At 50.8% G+C, this 12966-nt stretch carries 17 protein-coding genes and 1 pseudogene; 2 read left to right on the top strand and 16 right to left on the bottom strand.

What is annotated here, in order from left to right:
* The 16 genes and pseudogenes from lpxB to SGI98_09390 form a co-directional block, all read right to left on the bottom strand.
* On the bottom strand, positions 1–1173 hold the full coding sequence (gene lpxB, locus SGI98_09465; protein MDZ4743630.1) for a lipid-A-disaccharide synthase: 1173 nt from the start codon (positions 1171–1173) through the stop codon (positions 1–3).
* Positions 1170–2006, bottom strand: coding sequence for a UDP-2,3-diacylglucosamine diphosphatase LpxI (lpxI, locus tag SGI98_09460; GenBank protein ID MDZ4743629.1), 837 nt, complete (start codon positions 2004–2006; stop codon positions 1170–1172). The genes lpxB and lpxI overlap by 4 nt, the downstream gene beginning before the upstream one ends.
* Positions 2007–2049: 43 nt before the next feature.
* Complete coding sequence (gene folK, locus SGI98_09455) at positions 2050–2556, bottom strand: 2-amino-4-hydroxy-6-hydroxymethyldihydropteridine diphosphokinase (protein MDZ4743628.1); 507 nt, start codon at positions 2554–2556, stop codon at positions 2050–2052.
* Between the two features lie 4 nt (positions 2557–2560).
* On the bottom strand, positions 2561–3304 hold the full coding sequence (gene dapB, locus SGI98_09450; protein ID MDZ4743627.1) for a 4-hydroxy-tetrahydrodipicolinate reductase: 744 nt from the start codon (positions 3302–3304) through the stop codon (positions 2561–2563).
* Complete coding sequence (gene dapA / locus SGI98_09445; protein ID MDZ4743626.1) at positions 3301–4179, bottom strand: 4-hydroxy-tetrahydrodipicolinate synthase; 879 nt, start codon at positions 4177–4179, stop codon at positions 3301–3303. Before dapA ends, dapB begins: the two co-directional genes overlap by 4 nt.
* Before the next feature lie 82 nt (positions 4180–4261).
* On the bottom strand, positions 4262–5071 hold the full coding sequence (dapF, locus tag SGI98_09440; protein MDZ4743625.1) for a diaminopimelate epimerase: 810 nt from the start codon (positions 5069–5071) through the stop codon (positions 4262–4264).
* 14 nt (positions 5072–5085) lie between these two features.
* Complete coding sequence (locus SGI98_09435) at positions 5086–5484, bottom strand: YraN family protein (protein ID MDZ4743624.1); 399 nt, start codon at positions 5482–5484, stop codon at positions 5086–5088.
* The gene (locus SGI98_09430; protein ID MDZ4743623.1) at positions 5465–6088 is read right to left on the bottom strand and encodes a ribonuclease HII; all 624 of its coding nucleotides are present in this window, start codon (positions 6086–6088) and stop codon (positions 5465–5467) included. Before SGI98_09430 ends, SGI98_09435 begins: the two co-directional genes overlap by 20 nt.
* Positions 6088–6933 carry a transporter substrate-binding domain-containing protein gene (locus SGI98_09425; GenBank protein ID MDZ4743622.1) on the bottom strand — a complete coding sequence of 282 codons (846 nt, stop codon included), beginning with the start codon at positions 6931–6933 and terminating at the stop codon, positions 6088–6090. Before SGI98_09425 ends, SGI98_09430 begins: the two co-directional genes overlap by 1 nt.
* 733 nt (positions 6934–7666) lie before the next feature.
* Positions 7667–8088, bottom strand: a pseudogene (locus SGI98_09420) (hypothetical protein).
* Positions 8089–8105: 17 nt separating this feature from the next.
* On the bottom strand, positions 8106–8351 hold the full coding sequence (locus SGI98_09415; protein MDZ4743621.1) for a hypothetical protein: 246 nt from the start codon (positions 8349–8351) through the stop codon (positions 8106–8108).
* A 336-nt stretch (positions 8352–8687) separates the two neighbouring features.
* Positions 8688–9056 carry a 50S ribosomal protein L19 gene (gene rplS, locus SGI98_09410; GenBank protein ID MDZ4743620.1) on the bottom strand — a complete coding sequence of 123 codons (369 nt, stop codon included), beginning with the start codon at positions 9054–9056 and terminating at the stop codon, positions 8688–8690.
* 27 nt (positions 9057–9083) lie between these two features.
* Positions 9084–9788 (bottom strand): tRNA (guanosine(37)-N1)-methyltransferase TrmD, encoded by a 705-nt coding sequence (gene trmD / locus SGI98_09405; protein MDZ4743619.1) that lies wholly within the window; start codon positions 9786–9788, stop codon positions 9084–9086.
* Between the two features lie 63 nt (positions 9789–9851).
* Positions 9852–10109: a 30S ribosomal protein S16 gene (gene rpsP / locus SGI98_09400; protein ID MDZ4743618.1), complete on the bottom strand. Its 258-nt coding sequence runs from the start codon at positions 10107–10109 to the stop codon at positions 9852–9854.
* 72 nt (positions 10110–10181) lie between these two features.
* Positions 10182–11546 (bottom strand): signal recognition particle protein, encoded by a 1365-nt coding sequence (gene ffh, locus SGI98_09395; protein MDZ4743617.1) that lies wholly within the window; start codon positions 11544–11546, stop codon positions 10182–10184.
* A gap of 13 nt (positions 11547–11559) precedes the next feature.
* Positions 11560–12009 (bottom strand): hypothetical protein, encoded by a 450-nt coding sequence (locus tag SGI98_09390; protein ID MDZ4743616.1) that lies wholly within the window; start codon positions 12007–12009, stop codon positions 11560–11562.
* Between the two features lie 122 nt (positions 12010–12131).
* Between SGI98_09390 and SGI98_09385 the strand changes: the two genes are divergently transcribed.
* A complete protein-coding gene (locus SGI98_09385; protein ID MDZ4743615.1) occupies positions 12132–12389 on the top strand; it encodes a prevent-host-death protein in 258 nt (85 codons plus the stop codon).
* Positions 12386–12838 (top strand): PIN domain-containing protein, encoded by a 453-nt coding sequence (locus tag SGI98_09380; GenBank protein MDZ4743614.1) that lies wholly within the window; start codon positions 12386–12388, stop codon positions 12836–12838. The genes SGI98_09385 and SGI98_09380 overlap by 4 nt, the downstream gene beginning before the upstream one ends.
* Positions 12839–12966: the final 128 nt, after the last annotated feature.

The following is a 12966-nucleotide window of genomic DNA, read 5'->3' as shown; positions in this document are numbered from 1 at the left end:
TCACAATAACGCAAGTTCGTCTTTTTTCAAAACTTCATTAATTAATGTTGCTGCCCGGCCAGCCGCACCGGCAGTACCCAGCTTTTGACGGACTTCACTGAGTCCTCGGGCACATTCTTGGTTGGCTTTTAGGTTATTGATCAGCTTCAGGGTTTCTTGGGCGACTTTCGGGCCAGTGACATAAAATTGGGCCAGTTCCCGGACGACCTCGCGCCCAGCAATGAGGTTCACCAATGAGAAATATTTGACCCTGACAAAAATCCACATCAGGAAAGCCTCCAGTAATCCGGCCTTATAAACCACCACCATGGGCAGTCCCAGATAAGCACATTCGGCGGTGATCGTACCCGACTTGACTATGCCGACGAATGATTGGGCCGCCACCTCACGGGACATCCCTGTGACAATATCATAGGTCGCCGTGGGATATTTGGCACTCTGTGAGTGAATGACTGCTCGGACTTGTTCAGCGGCCAATTCATTTGGCGCGGCGATAAATATTTTATTAATGATACTTCTTTCTTTGATCCTGCGGGCGGCATCCAAGAGGGGAGGCAGAATATGCTGGATTTCACGACGGCGGCTGCCGGGGAAAATCCCGAGGATATGCCGGTCGCGGTTGGCAGGAACCTGGATCTTTTCGAGTTCATCAACCATAGGATGACCGACATATTCGACTTTGAGGCTCGGGCATTTCCAGCGATACCAATCCATTTCAAATGAGAATATTGAAATCAGGAGATCGACATTTCTCTCGAGTATTTTTGCACGTCCTGATTTCCAAGCCCAAGCTTTGGGCGAGATCAGGTAGATAATCCTGATTTGAGGAGATTTTTTCCTTATCGCTTTTGCCAGGCGGAGATTGAATCCCGGGTAGTCAACCAGTAAAAGGATATCGGGATGGGTGTTTTCAATTTCCTTCACGATTTGTTTGAAGTAACTAAAAAATTTCGGGAGCTTCAGGATCACCTCGGCGGCGCCCATCACGGCATCGGGAGTCAGGTCGAGGCATTGTTTTTGTCCGGCAGCTTTTAATTTTTGTCCGCCAGCCCCATATATTTCAATCCCGGGGTGTTGGGTTTTAAGGCACTCAATGACTGTGGCAGCGATTGCGTCCCCGCTGGCCTCGCCGGCCATGACAAAAATTTTTGAATGATCTTGGATTTCTTTCATGATGGAATCTGCTCCGGATCAAAAGCGTAGAGGGTGATTTTGTGGCGGTCAGCAAAAACTTTCAGGTCTTCGATCTCAAGCAGGAGTGTTTTTCTCGCCTCTACGGCGATGACTTTGACTTGGGCCTCTTTGGCGATCTCCAGGGTTTTAATCCCGATGACAGGGACATCAAAACGGAAATCATGGCCGGGTTTACTGACTTTCACGAGAATGGCATTTTCTTTGCCTGCTTTACCCCCCCGGATGATTGTGTCGCTGGTGCTTTCATAGGCTTCGACTGCAAGCACTGTCCCGTTGCGGACAACCACCGATTGGCCAATATTCATCGCGCTGATTTGTTTGGCGACTTGTGAACCGTAAGCGATATCCGCTAATTGCTTTTTATCGGGCTTGGGCCCGGCAATATGTCCGGCGTGCGGGAGCATGTCATCGAGGAAACGTGTCGCTTCGACGACATGGATGCCGTCTTTTTCGAGTTCACCCGCGACCGCCCCGAAAAGTGTCGCGGCATTCCTTTCCTTCAGGCTCGCTATGACTTTGATGCAGCGTAAATCCGGCCTGAGGTCAAAGAGGTTTTTGAGCCCGATAGCCCCGACCATGGCACATTCTTGCACTCCGGCATTCTTAAAGGATTTGCATAGTTTTCCCAGCTGTCCCACACGCATCCAGATTACCTCATCGACAAACGAAGCAATTTGCGGGTCGGTTTCATTCTCGAAAGCTGCGACGATTATCTTCTCGACCCCATTATGGCGGGCCGCACGTGCCATTAACCGGGGATAAACCCCGCTGCCGGCGACGATTCCAAAAGTTTTCAGGCTGCCTTGATTCACGATTTGAAAGCCTAGACAAATCCAGGGAGAATGAAAAGGTTTCTCATGGGCTGGACATCTTTTTGAAGAGCGGGTCTCTATCGGACAATTCATTGAGCAACCGGGTAACGGTTTTTGTTTGCCTGGGTAGAACCAGATGGGGCCGGATTTCGGCGAGCGGTTCCAGTACAAATTGCCTCGTGTGCGCACGCGGGTGGGGAATTACCAGTTCACGCAAATTGCTCCGTTTATTTCCGAAATAGATGATATCGAGGTCGATAGTCCGTGGTTGGTTGATCCCATGGATCGCGGGTCGTCCGCACAGGATTTCGTATTGTTGCAATTTGCGGAGGAATCCGGGGGGATCGGTCTGGTCAGAGACATTCATTTCGCAGACAGCATTCAGAAAAAGGGGGGTGCCGGGTGCACATTCCACAGGGGTGGACAAGTAGAGGCCCGAGGGGATGAGGGTACCATCCAAAGAAAGGGTTTTGAGCCATTCAAAAGCCTTATCAATATTCCCCGCGGAATCCCCCACGTTTGAACCAAGAGCGATGCCCACGGGGATCATAAAATCACTTTAAACCAAGGACATCAGACATTTCGTAAAGGCCGGGTGTCTGGGTCGTGGCCCATTTCGCGGCACGCAAAGCCCCACGAGCGAATGTCTCGCGGCTGGAGGCTTTATGGGTGAGCTCCACACGTTCACCGATCCCGGCAAACATGACGGTATGATCACCGACGACGTCACCCCCGCGCAGAGCATGGATTCCGATTTCGTCGCGGCTACGTTCACCCGGCATTCCCTCGCGGCCGTGCCGGGTAAGTTTCTCAAGATCTTGTTTTTTAACTTCGGCGAGGACTTTCGCCAGCGAGAGGGCTGAACCACTGGGGGCATCCTTTTTCATGCGGTGATGCATCTCGATGACTTCTTGATCATAGTCGCTACCGAGGATTTCGGCGGCCCTTTTGACGAGGTAAAAAAGGGCATTCATTCCTAGGCTATAATTGCTCGCATGAACGATAGGGATGAGCTTTGCCGCTGCCGCAATTTGCGCGAGGACCTCTTTCGAGTGGCCGGTCGTGCCAATGACTAAGGGCACTTTGTTTGATAAACACGCCTCAAGGGTCCGGGTGGTCGCATCGTGGAGGGCGAACTCAATAACGGCCTGTGCTTGTTTGATCTCTGGATCAAACGAGGGATTATCGATATCGAGCCCTTTGATGACTTTGAGTTCGTTGTCCTGTCCGGCGCATTGGATGAGCATTTGGCCCATACGACCTTTGGCTCCGACAATCATTAAATTTGTCACACTCATAAAGCACCTGCTTTTTTAAGGGATTCCACCATTTTAGCACGGTTAGCGGCGGACATGGGGACCAATGGCAGACGGTACTCCTCGGCAATCAGGCCTTTGATCGCAAGGGCCGCCTTGATCGGAACCGGATTTGTCTCGATGAAAAGGTCCTTGAATGCCGGGTAGAGCCGCTCGTGCAATCTGCGCGCGGCATCGAGGTCGCCTTGGGCAAAAAGCCGAACCATTTTGGAGACTTCCAACGGAATCAGGTTTGAGGCCACGCTGATGACACCGACAGCACCGACGCTCATAAAGGGAAGCGTCTGTGAATCGTCTCCGCTCAGGATGGTGAAGTTTCCGGGGAGTCCCGCTTGGCGCAGGGCACTGACGCGCTCGGGTGTCCCGCCGGCTTCCTTCATACAAACCACATTTTTAAAGTCTGTGGCGAGGCGGAGAGTGGTTTCAACTGAAATCTCGATCCCGCAACGTCCGGGAATACTGTAAAGGATGATCGGCAGTTTCGTCGCACGTGCGATTGCGGCAAAATGCTGGTAAAGCCCCTCTTGGCTGGGCTTGTTATAATAGGGGGCCACTTGCAAGGTGCCGTCGATGCCGAGGGCCTCGGCAGCCAGGGTCAGCTCGATAGCTTCTTTGGTGCAATTTGCTCCAGTTCCGGCAATTACCTTGAGCTTATCGCGTGAGTATTCCTTTGCCAATCGGATGACCTCGATGTGTTCATCATGATCGAGGGTGGGGGATTCACCGGTCGTACCGACTGGCACAATCCCGTCCACGCCCCCTGCAATTTGCCCTTGTATGAGCTTGTCAAATGCCTGTGTGTCGATTTTTCCATTCCGGAAGGGGGTCACTAAAGCTGTGTATGTACCGTTAAACATGGTGGTTTTTTAACTAAAGCAATTTGCCCCGGTTGTCACGCGTAAGATATTCTCGCCCCGCTTGTGATTTCCGGGGAGTCCACTACTCAATCTCGATTTCACCGCTGAAGGTGAAATCCGCAGGCCCCTTGAGGAAAACCCTCGAGATTTGCTCATTTTCCACTGTAAAATCGACTTCGAGGGTGTCTCCACCCTGCACCTTTACCTTGACGGGGGTCTTAGTTCCGAGGACGTAATGAGCAACAATCGCCGAGGCGCTCACCCCGGTCCCGCAGGCGAGGGTTTCGCCTTCCACCCCGCGCTCATACGTGCGGACACGGATCGAGTCTTCCCCCGTTTTTTGGACAAAATTCACATTGGTGCCTTTGGGCGCATAATCAGCGTGGTAACGGATTTCCGCCCCGTATTTACCGACATAGGCTTTGTCAGCGTCATCGACGATCAGTACAGCATGGGGCACTCCCGTGTTACAGTTATGGATGAGGAATTCCCCGTCGGAGAGCTTGATTTTTTTATTCAGTTCAAAGCCTTTAGGATCACTGAGATTCAAGCGGACGAGTGTACCTTCGAAAATAGCGTGGATCATTCCGGCGATTGTTTCAAAGGCCAGTTGATTAGCTCCCGGAGAGAGTCTCTGGGCGAAACGCGCAAAACAACGCGCCCCATTGCCGCACATTTCAGCTTCGCCGCCGTCACTATTATAATAACGGAAACGGTAGTTACCCCCCTTTTGGGCGGGTTCGACAGCGAGGAGCCCGTCCGCCCCGACACCTCGGTGGCGCTCACAGATGTGTTCGATCTGGGTTTTGGTCAGGTTTGTTTTCAGATCGCGGTTATCGATCATGACAAAGTCATTACCCGCGCCATTCATTTTGATAAAAGGAATTTTCATAGGTGATCCCCTAGTTAATAACGATAAGGTGTGCTGAGTTCAAATGCATTTTGAATCAGGCGGCATTCATAAGTCTCCGGTGCCTCGACTTTGACCACCTCGACGATATCAAAGCGGAAGTATATATCCTTTTTATTGAGGCGGCGGAGGTATTCGAGTGCTGCACGGCTGAGGTTGCGCCGCTTTTGGGCATTGACCGCTGCCGCAGCCCTGCCGAAATCTTCAGAAGCCCGGGTTTTGACCTCTACAAAGACGAGGGTGTCGCGGTCACGCGCGAGGAGGTCGATTTCCCCGTGTTCAGCCTCCCATTGACGGGCGAGGATTTTATAACGGTGGTATTTCCTGAGATAATAGGCCGCCATCTCTTCACCGAAATCACCGATGGCCTTTGTCTCAGAGGGGTCTTTGAGCAAGAGCCGCGCGAACAGGCGCGAAGCTTTTACGGTGAACGGGACACGGACCAAATTCTTGAAGGGTTTTTGAGTGTTGGGCTGTTCCATATCCTTTGTGTTTTGCAAATCCATATTGAGGGAATTCCCGGCCGATTTCCAGCATCAAACGGTCTCGGGTCACTTTTGCCAGAATCGATGCGGCGGCGATTGACAGACTTTTGGCGTCCCCTTTGACGATGGCTTGTTGGGGAATGGCGAAACCTTTGACTGGGCGTCCATCAATGAGGAGGAAATCGGGGGTGCTGCATAAATCCGCCACAGCCCGTTGCATAGCCAGATGGGTGGCACGGAGGATATTCAGGGAATCGATCTCTTCTGCGCTAGCTAAACCGATGCCCCAAAGAATTTGTTTGTCCGCCATTAACTCTTCAAAAATTATTTCCCGCTTTTTTTCGGTGAGTTGTTTGGAGTCATTCAGGACCGCGTGCGCAAAATCTCTAGGCAAGATCACCGCTGCGGCAGAAACCGGTCCCGCCCACGGTCCGCGCCCGGCCTCATCGATTCCCGCAATTTGCACGTAGCCCTTGAACCTGGCCACCTTTTCGAAATCCAGTGTCGGAGGCATTAGTTTAAACCGAAAGTCACATCGGCGTCTTTCCAGTCCAATGTACGGAACCAGTAGTGTCTTCTCTCAAGCAACCATTGGTTTGCTGTGTAATAGAATATCCAGGAATTTAGGAAATTCACAAAATCAGGATCCCCTTTCTGGATGACCATGGCTTGACCCGTATTCGTGAGGGAATCGTTGAACGGAATGAAAAATTTGTCAGGATTCATGAGGACTTCCAGTTCGGGGCGGGGGCTCGAGGAGATCACGGCATCGATTTGCATGAGGTTGAGCGCCTTGTAACATTCATCATCGCTGCTGAAGGGATGTAGTTCTGCTTTTGTGAAAATTTTCTGGGCCGTGTTTTCAAATATCGTGCCTGCGACAAATCCGATCACATACTTTTTATCATTCAAATCATCAGGTTTTTCGACCTTTTTCATGCTCTTTTTATTCCCCACGATATAAGTACCGGATTCATTATAAGGGACCGTGAAATTGACTTTCAGGGCGCGTTCAGGGGTGATCGACATTCCCGAGATGATGATGTCGATTTCACCGGCTTGGAGTTTGGGGATCAACTGGTCAAAGTCGCTGATGACAAATTGTGGTTTGACCTGCATGTCGGCGGCAAGTTGATTTGCCAGTTCGACTTCAAACCCTTTCAGGTTACCGTCTTTACCCTGGATCACCCAAGGCACAAAAATGGCTACACCGATTTTTAATACTCCCCGCGTCCGGATTTTACTAATCATCTGGCCTTCAGCGACCGTTTTGCTGGCTTTTTCCCCTTGGGAACAACCAGGGAAAGTGAAAGCCGCGATCAGCGCGGCAAATAATGGGAAAAGGATGGTTTTGCGCATGAATACTGTTCAAGAACATTCACCCCATCAAGTCAACGCGCAAGTTGCCCGGCAAACCCCCTCCAAAACAGATGAGTTTCACAGCGCAAGTCCGTCAAAGGGGGGGGTATTCACCACGAAGATCACAAAGGGCACGAAGAAAAAGCCTGACGAGTGAGTGTGTAGGGCGACAGAGCTCCCGTTCCCATCTAGGGAGCAATTTGCTCCCGAAGGAAGAAGTTTTGATTTTTACGCGGGTAGGGCGGGCGGCTCTGCTTGCCGAGGATCGGGGAGAGCATGTGTCCCCGAGTGCATCCGAGGGCGTCCCCGCCCGATGGAACCATTTAGGCCCCGAACGCCTTCCGGGGGCATTTGATAAAAAACGGCGGAGCGGGTGTATGCCTGCAACACTCGGGGAGCGAGTATGCTCCCCAAAGATAGCCTCTTGAGCAATTTGCTGAAAAAAATAATCTAAAATCTCAGCCTCACATAATCGTTATTACTGCCATACGTCTGCACGCACCAATAGCAATAGAAATCGAGGCCAGACTGGAATGGCAGTTAGTTTGCGAGATAATTCCTACCATAAACGGCTCCATTTTTTAGTTCTCAGTAACTTCCTCTTCATATTGGACAGTTTTTTTCTTCAATGATCCAGCACTTTTCTCCCCCGACTTCTCCGCCCACCACCGCGGATCCATCACACTCCTGTCATAGACCCACCCCCACCTCTCCTTGGCTCTTGGGGTAAGGCCTAACAAAGAAAAAAACTCTTTTTTAAAGCTTTATCCGACGATTTGTGGGGCCGTAACTGGGACAGTTCCACACGATCATAACCGCCCCTTTTGTTATCTTCAGGGTGCGGTTCAAGACCGATGATTGTGATCTGACCTTTGCCTGGGCCGTACACCCAAAAGAGCCGACCGGTGGCGGGTTTCCTGTTTTCCAGATAGGACTGAAAGACCTTTGAACCATAACGCCGCGTCAGAGGATCAATCTCGTGTGATTGTAATCCCGGATATTGGGGATTCGCCTCCAACAACTTGAAGGCCTTGATGAGTTTCTTGAAGTCCTTCTGTTCGGACTTTGATAGTCTATTTGATGCCTGTTTTTTTTCAGCTCGTCCCAATATTTTCCCATATGAGGGACGCCCATGACGATCTCGAAACGGTCCATTTTCTTGCTCCTCCAGATTAGTATCTGGACAGATCAATGGGCTTGGAGACTTTTCCTTTTTTGAAGTTAGCCATCGATGCATCCATGGTTTTAAGTGTTCGTTTCGATACCGCGCAGGGATGAATGAGCACTCGGGGCTCCAACTCGACATGGCCATCCTTATAGATACGGACTTGGTAGTGCTGATATTCTGTTCCCCGGAGGACTAGACGTTTTTTGGCATCCAAATGCGCTTCATACTTTTTGACTAATGTCGTCGTCATGTTAGTTGCTCCTTATTCTCAGAGTGATTAGCATTTTTTAAGTGATATGAGGCTTTTGTATCTTATCATCACCGTGTGGATGAACTCTTGATTCCAGCTTAGAGTGTTTTTTATTTTAGTGGGATATCCCACATCCTGATTCTATCACTTCTTATCGACGGCGCAATATTTTCTTTCCCCCGACTTCTCCGCCCACCCACCTTCCCTTGGCCGTTAGCCGCTGGGAAAAGGCCTAACCGGTCGGCACCGGAAAATTCATATAAAAAAACACCCGTCACTTGGTCAAGTGACGGGTGTTATAAAAGAAAACCTTTAGAGAGGGGTTCTTAATAAAAACTATTTTTTACGGCCGCCTTTTTCTTTAACGAGAAGGGCTTCTTTACCGAGGCGATCGCGGAGGTAATAAAGTTTGGCGCGGCGTGGGGCTCCATGTTTATCCACTTCGACCTTGGCGATATTTGGGGAGTGGAGGGGGAAGATACGCTCGACACCTTCACCATAAGAAATACGGCGGACGGTGAAATTTGCATTAATCCCGGTTCCTTTTTTGGCAATGACGAGCCCGGCAAAAATCTGGATACGGGCTTTTTCACCTTCTTTAACACGGGTGTGTACTTTGATCGTGTCCCCTATATTGAAAGGGGCGAGATCAGTTTTAAATTGTTCGGCTTCGATCGCACGGATGATGTCAACTGCGCTGCTCATATGTCTTCTCCACTCTATTTGTTTTTTTTAATTGGTTTTCTTGTACTGCAAATGTTTTTCTAAGAGATCCGGTCGCCTTTCGGTGGTCCGTCTCAGGGACTCCTCGTATCGCCATTGCGCAATTTGCGCGTGGTTACCCGAGAGGAGAACCCCCGGCACCGGTATGTCCCGGTAATTCTCGGGCCGTGTGTAATGGGGATACTCCAAAAGGAAATCGTTGAATGACTCAGTCTCGGCGGATTCCTCACAACCAAGCACTCCGGGGATGAGCCGGACCGTGGCGTCGATAATCACCGAGGCCGCCAGAGAACCATTCGTCAGGATATAATCTCCGATGGAGATTTCCTCGTCGACGAGGGCCGTCCTGACCCTTTCATCGATTCCTTCATAATGACCGCATATCAAAAGAACTTTTGGCCTTCCGGCCAGCTCCCGCGCTTTTTCCTGCGTGAGGGCTTTTCCTGCGGGAGAAGTCAGAATCACATGCCATTCTGACTTCGACTCCCCACAGATGGCGTCCACCGCCTCAAATATCGGTTCGGGTTTCAGAACCATCCCTGCACCACCCCCGTAAGGGCGGTCATCGGCTGTTTTATGCCGGTCACGGGTCCAATCCCGTAAATTCCGCACACGAATCGAAACGAGTTCCTTTTCCTGTGCGCGTTTAATAATGCTTTCACCCACCGAACCCTCGACGATTCCGGGGAACAAGGTCAAAACTTCAATTTGCATTGTTTTTTTGACCTCCCGGCATTCCGCTAAAGGAATTACCCGTTGGGTGATAAAAATCCAAAACTACGCGACTTGGACGGCGATTTTACGCGCTTTTTTAATCAAGCTCGCAGCTGTTTCGGTCATTTCTGCACCTTTAGAAAGCCAATGCTCGATACGATCGAGCTTCAAATCGGAATTCTGCTTTGCATCCCTCGGGGTATAAGTCCCGAGATTTTCAAGGTAACGACCGTCACGGGGATTACGATTATCGGTGACAACCAGACGATAGCTGGGTGCGTTTGTTGTTCCCGTACGGGTGAGACGAATCTTAACTGCCATAACTTTTTTCCTCTGACAAATCCTGTTTGTTTATTGCCAATGCTTGTTTTCTTTATTCTGATTTCCCCGTTTTTAGCGGGGCATGCCGGGCATCTGCATCGGGAGCCCGCCTCCCATTTTCGTCATGAGTTTTTGCATTTTACCCATGTTTTTCATCATTTTTTTCATTTCCTCGAATTGCTTCAAGAATTGATTCACTTCCACAAGGGAAGCACCGCTGCCACGGGCGATACGTTGTCTGCGACTGACATTTATCAGATGCGGAAAACGCCTCTCACCCGGTGTCATGGACTGGATCATCGCCTCAGAGCGTTTCATCTGTTTCTCGCCCTGCGCAATAAGCCCGCCGCCTGACTGGGAACTGAGCACATTACCAACTCCGGGGAGCATGCCAAGTAAATTCTCCAAATTCCCCATATTTTTTACTTGCCGGAGCTGCTCCAGAAAATCATTCATGTCCATGTCGCCTTTGCGCATTTTGCGCTCCAGCTCCTCGGCCTTGTCTGTATCGATATGTTCCTGGGCTTTTTCGACCAAGGTCACGATATCACCCATCCCGAGGATACGTGAGGCCATACGATCCGGGTGGAATGGCTCCAAGGCATCCATTTTTTCGCCGGTCCCGACGAATTTAATGGGTTTTCCGGTCACAGACCTGATGGAAATGGCTGCTCCCCCGCGGGCGTCACCGTCGAGTTTAGTCAGGATCACCCCGGTCAGGTCGAGGGCGTCATTAAAACCTTTGGCCACATCGACGGCTTGTTGGCCTAAGGAACTGTCCGCCACCAGGATGATTTCCTGGGGTTTGACCTTGCTCTTCAGGTTTTTGAGTTCCTCGACGAGTGGTTCATCGATCTGGAGGCGTCCGGCCGTGTCAAAAATCAGGACGTTACATTGTTTGAGGATAGCAAATCCGATGGCTTCCTCGGCGATTTTCGGGACATTCATTTCGCCGAGTTTTGTATAAACCGGGATATTGAGCTGGGCCCCGAGGGTTTTGAGCTGGTCGATAGCCGCAGGGCGGTAAACGTCACAAGCCACGAGGAGCGGGGTTTTGCCTTGTTTTTGCAGGAGCTTGGCGAGTTTCCCAGTGGAGGTCGTTTTCCCGGAGCCGTGCAGCCCGACCATCATGATTTTAGTGGGGTTGTAGTTTGTATTCAGCTCGGCATTTTCCGATCCGAGGAGGCCGACTAATTCATCATGGATGATTTTGATGATTTGTTGGCCGGGGGAAACGGACTTAATGACCTCCGCTCCGAGGGACTTTTCTTTCACCCGCTCGATGAAGTCTTTGACGACTTGGAAATTCACGTCAGCGTCGAGCAGCGCCATGCGCACTTCGCGCAGAGCGTCTCCGATATTATTCTCCGAGATACGGCCATAACCCGAGAGGGTTTTAAAGGCCTGCTGGAGTTTATCCGTCAGGGATTCAAACATAAGGGATCAATGACTACTTCTTTTGGGCCTGATCGTAAAGATCAATAATGAAGTCTTCGCTAAAGAGCGGACGCAGATTCCCGTCAAAACGGATATTGGCGATGATCCACCCGTTTTTTGACTGGTAGGCGTCCGAAACCATGTAAATCGGGCCTAGATCGAGTTTGATCACGATATAGGAGGTGACCACCGACGGGCTGATCTGGACCTGGCGGACGATCTCATAACCATTCACATTACCCATCATGGCGATCATGGGTTCGAGATTTTGCAGGAGGCTGGTGGTCAGTTTTGCATCTTTTTCGACAGGGGTTCCTTTTACCCAGATATTAACAGCTTGTTGTGCCCCCTTGTCGATCAAGGCCTTTAACCCGTCGCGCACAGGAGGTGGTAATTGGATTTCATCCGCATGGGAGAAAACGGGGGTTCCGAATAAAATGATTAAAAAGAATAGGCGTTTCATCGCGCCGAGGATAAGGCCCTCTCACCACGTCTGGCAATCATGAAAAAAACTTTACGTCCCGTCGCGGACTTTGCGTAAAACTTTTATTGACGCGAAATGGTATGTGGACTAAATATGTCCACATGAGAACCGTAACTGTTCGTGATCTGCGTAATTCCTTCTCAAAGCTTGAAGTATGGCTCGCCGAAGGAGAAGAAATCCATATCGAAAAGCGTGGGAAACCCATCGGGGTGCTCACGGGATGGACCCCCGCGCGGGATGCTCGTCCTGCCAAACCTGACTTTGCTGCGCGTCGCAAGGCTATTTGGGGTGATCGGGTATTCACCGAAGGGGAGGTGGCGGCAATGCGGGAAGACGAGCTAGAGGGGGAAGAAGGATGAGTCACTTTCCCGACACGTCCTTTCTCTGTGCGCTTTACCGGACGCAGTTTAATTCTTCGAAAGCGGATGCTTTCATGGTGGGGCTTCTAGGACCGCTACGGGTCTCGAGTCTGTTGCTGCTGGAGTTTCGGCAGTCCGTGCGGCTCCAAATCCGTCTGTACAACCATGACAGAACTCAGGGGTTTCCCCAAAATGAAGGCCTGCAAATGCTGCGAGATATTCAGATCGATCTGAATGCGGGAATCCTGAGTGTGCTGCCTGTAGATTGGGCTGACGTGCATCAGCGGGCGGAGTCGCTGAGCGGCGCGCATACTTTAGATGGAGGTCACCGCTTAGCAGACATTCTCCACGTGGCCACTGCACTTCATCTGGGTGCGGGTGCATTCCTCACATTAGATATGAACCAGAAGAAATTGGCCGAGGTGGAAGGACTAGTGGTGCCGATATGATGGGGGTCGTACGGTTCTGGGCATAATCCCAGAGTTTCACGCGGACATTCGGCATTCGGCAACCGGGGTCGCGCGCCCTACAGAATGAGTTAACCCATCTTGTTCCCATCATCCTTCGTGGTGCAAAT

Source organism: Verrucomicrobiota bacterium (genome assembly GCA_034440155.1).
Lineage (GTDB): Bacteria > Verrucomicrobiota > Verrucomicrobiia > JAWXBN01 > JAWXBN01 > JAWXBN01.
The sequence above is the reverse complement of the archived record's forward strand: the minus strand, read 5'-3'. Positions and strand labels throughout refer to the sequence as shown.

Coding starts and splice junctions, on each gene's coding strand:
- lpxB (MDZ4743630.1), bottom strand. CDS start 1,173: ATGAAAGAAATCCAAGATCATTCAAAAATTTTTGTCATGGCCGGCGAG.
- folK (MDZ4743628.1), bottom strand. CDS start 2,556: ATGATCCCCGTGGGCATCGCTCTTGGTTCAAACGTGGGGGATTCCGCG.
- dapB (MDZ4743627.1), bottom strand. CDS start 3,304: ATGAGTGTGACAAATTTAATGATTGTCGGAGCCAAAGGTCGTATGGGC.
- dapA (MDZ4743626.1), bottom strand. CDS start 4,179: ATGTTTAACGGTACATACACAGCTTTAGTGACCCCCTTCCGGAATGGA.
- dapF (MDZ4743625.1), bottom strand. CDS start 5,071: ATGAAAATTCCTTTTATCAAAATGAATGGCGCGGGTAATGACTTTGTC.
- SGI98_09430 (MDZ4743623.1), bottom strand. CDS start 6,088: ATGCCTCCGACACTGGATTTCGAAAAGGTGGCCAGGTTCAAGGGCTAC.
- SGI98_09425 (MDZ4743622.1), bottom strand. CDS start 6,933: ATGCGCAAAACCATCCTTTTCCCATTATTTGCCGCGCTGATCGCGGCT.
- SGI98_09415 (MDZ4743621.1), bottom strand. CDS start 8,351: ATGACGACGACATTAGTCAAAAAGTATGAAGCGCATTTGGATGCCAAA.
- rplS (MDZ4743620.1), bottom strand. CDS start 9,056: ATGAGCAGCGCAGTTGACATCATCCGTGCGATCGAAGCCGAACAATTT.
- trmD (MDZ4743619.1), bottom strand. CDS start 9,788: ATGCAAATTGAAGTTTTGACCTTGTTCCCCGGAATCGTCGAGGGTTCG.
- rpsP (MDZ4743618.1), bottom strand. CDS start 10,109: ATGGCAGTTAAGATTCGTCTCACCCGTACGGGAACAACAAACGCACCC.
- ffh (MDZ4743617.1), bottom strand. CDS start 11,546: ATGTTTGAATCCCTGACGGATAAACTCCAGCAGGCCTTTAAAACCCTC.
- SGI98_09390 (MDZ4743616.1), bottom strand. CDS start 12,009: ATGAAACGCCTATTCTTTTTAATCATTTTATTCGGAACCCCCGTTTTC.
- SGI98_09385 (MDZ4743615.1), top strand. CDS start 12,132: ATGAGAACCGTAACTGTTCGTGATCTGCGTAATTCCTTCTCAAAGCTT.
- SGI98_09380 (MDZ4743614.1), top strand. CDS start 12,386: ATGAGTCACTTTCCCGACACGTCCTTTCTCTGTGCGCTTTACCGGACG.